The organism is Actinomycetota bacterium, from assembly GCA_041658565.1.
Taxonomy (GTDB): domain Bacteria; phylum Actinomycetota; class AC-67; order AC-67; family AC-67; genus JBAZZY01.
The window spans coordinates 1-2,581 of sequence record JBAZZY010000100.1 but is presented as its reverse complement, the minus strand read 5'-3'; the positions used below and the strand labels follow the sequence as shown (position 1 = coordinate 2,581).

At 60.9% G+C, this 2,581-nt stretch carries 3 protein-coding genes; all 3 read left to right on the top strand.

The features are described from left to right. Window positions 1–550: S1 RNA-binding domain-containing protein (locus tag WDA27_15420; protein MFA5892314.1), on the top strand; the 550-nt coding region annotated here is incomplete at its 5' end. 251 nt (window positions 551–801) lie between these two features. Continuing rightward, window positions 802–1,686 (top strand): RNA polymerase sigma factor RpoD/SigA, encoded by an 885-nt coding sequence (locus WDA27_15415; GenBank protein MFA5892313.1) that lies wholly within the window; start codon window positions 802–804, stop codon window positions 1,684–1,686. A gap of 271 nt (window positions 1,687–1,957) precedes the next feature. Beyond that, on the top strand, window positions 1,958–2,491 hold the full coding sequence (locus WDA27_15410; protein ID MFA5892312.1) for an adenine phosphoribosyltransferase: 534 nt from the start codon (window positions 1,958–1,960) through the stop codon (window positions 2,489–2,491). The last annotated feature ends 90 nt before the right edge of the window (window positions 2,492–2,581 follow it).

The following is a 2,581-nucleotide window of genomic DNA, read 5'->3' as shown; positions in this document are numbered from 1 at the left end:
CGAGAAGGCCCAGGAGCTCGAGTGCCGTGTGCTTTCGGTCGATCAGGATCGCCGCCGCATCGCCTTGGGCATGAAGCAAATGGCCGACGATCCTTGGGCGACCGACATCCCGGGCAAGTACCAGCCCGGCCAACTCGTCACGGGCCCGGTCACGAAGATCACCAACTTCGGCGTCTTCGTCGGTCTCGAAAACGGACTGGAAGGCTTGCTGCACATCTCCGAGTTGGCCGACCACAAGGTCGAAAACCCCGAGGACGTCGTCAAGGTTGGCGAAATCATCGAGGTCAAGGTGTTGCGGGTCGACGCCGACGAACGCAAAATTGGTCTGTCGCGCAAGCGGGTTGAATGGGCCGAGGAAGCCGAAGCCGAGAGCGGTCGCACCGATAAGGCGGCCTCGTCCGAGCCGGCCGAGCTCAAGGGCGGCGTGGGCGACAGCAGCGGTCCGCTGTTTAGGCGTCCGGAGCCCGTTGCCGTTGAGACCGTTGCCGTCGAGCCCGTTGCCGCGGAACAACCGGAGCAGCCGGCACAATCGGAAGAACCTGCTAGTTAGCGAGAAATTGTTTAGGCTTTAAGGCACAAGGTTCAAGGTACAAGGTTCAGTGCTCAAACGAATTGGTTTGAGCCTTGAATCTTGGACCTTGAACCTTGTTTTTTGCGCTTCATCTCCGGTAGGGTCGTTTTTGTCGGCACTGTCCGAACGGCAGCTACATTCGGCCCAGTTCGTCGCATCCTCTCTTAGTTGCAGAAACCCCGCAGTCCGCGTCGATAGTTGTGTTTGACTGTTCTACCACTGTCCCGCTGATGGTATCGACTGCGATGACGAAGACTACACGCCGCCGACAATCGCCCTCCGTGCAATCTCCGTTGGAGACCTACCTCCGCGAGATCAACGAAACGTCCTTGCTCTCGGCCAACGACGAGCACGAACTGGCCATCGCCATCGGGCTGGGCGACATCCAAGCCCGCGACCGTATGGTCCGGGCGAATCTGCGTCTCGTGGTCAACATCGCCCGCGGCTACACCGGCAAGGGGTTGAGCCTGCAAGACCTGATCGAGGAAGGCAACCTTGGGCTGCTGCGCGCGGTCGAGGGCTTCGATCCGGCCATTGGCACCCGTTTCTCCACCTACGCCAGCTACTGGATCAAGCAATCGATCAAACGGGCGTTGATCAACACGGCCAAGACGATCCGCATCCCGGCCTACATGGTCGAGTTGCTTTCCAAGTGGCGGCGCGCCAGCAGCCGGCTGACCGAGGAGATGGGCCGTACGCCCACGCCCGAGGAGATCGCCCGCGTACTCGGACTGCCTCGCAAGAAGCTTCCCATCATTAAGAAGGCCATCCGCATCTACAATCTCACGCCGCAGACCGATCAGTCGGATGCCGGCTGGTCGTTGGGCGAGATGGTGATGGACGAGCGGGCGCGGGCGCCCGACGAGGAGATGGTCGAGAGCGACAACCTTGCGCATGTGATGAAGCAGTTGGAGACGATGGATCCCCGCGAGGCCACGGTGCTGCGTATGCGTTTCGGGCTGGACGACAACGAGCCGCGTACGCTGAAGGAGATCGGCGAAACGCTCGGTCTGACTCGCGAGCGAGTTCGTCAGATCGAAACCGAAGCGCTCAACAAGCTGGCCGACAGTCTCAACGGCCCTGTTGCGTTGGAAGATGTCATCCTGCGGCGCTAGCGCGTCGTTCGGTAAGTTGTTGCCGGAGACAACGAGAGCCGCTTGCCGCTTCGCAGAAGTAGGTCAGGCTTCGCCTGACGCTCCGTTGCCCTCGCGTTACGTCCAATAGCGATTCAGTCAGGCATAGCCTGACCTACGCCGTGAAGACGAATCCGTCGCAGAGCCCCGGTTGCCCTCACCACCGGCTATTCCCCAAGGCATTGCGGATAAGTATACTACGGCCTGCCACTTCGGCACAACAAGGCAACCCCGTATCAGCCACTACCCACTCATGTCCACGAACCCCTCCGACCTGAACCTAGCCGACTACATTCGCAACATCCCCGACTTCCCCAAGCCGGGGATTCTTTTCCGCGACATCACGCCGCTGCTGGCCGCGCCGGAGGCGTTTCGCCGGGCAGTGGTCGATCTGGCCAATCCCTTCCGACGCGAAAAGATCGACGTGGTCGCGGCGGCCGAGGCTCGCGGGTTCATCTTTGCCGCGCCCGTCGCGCTCGAATTAAACGCCGCACTGGTCCCGATCCGCAAGCCGGGCAAGCTTCCGTTCGACACGGCCTCGTTCTCCTACGATTTGGAGTACGGCAAGGACACCCTCGAGATTCACACCGACGCCATCACGCCCGGCGCGAAGGTTCTGGTGGTTGACGACCTCTTGGCCACCGGCGGAACGGTCGAAGCCTGCTGCCGGCTCGTCGAGAAGGCCGGCGGCGTTGTTGTTGGATGTGCGTTTGTGATTGAGTTGGCCGATCTGAAGGGCGCCGATCGGATCGCCCAGTACAAGACCGTTAGCTTGATTAAGTATTAGGACTGTTACCACTCGACCGAAATGGCCGCGGTAGTCATGCCGGCGCCGACCGAGCAGAGAATCAACTTGTCGCCTCGTTCCAGGCTCTCT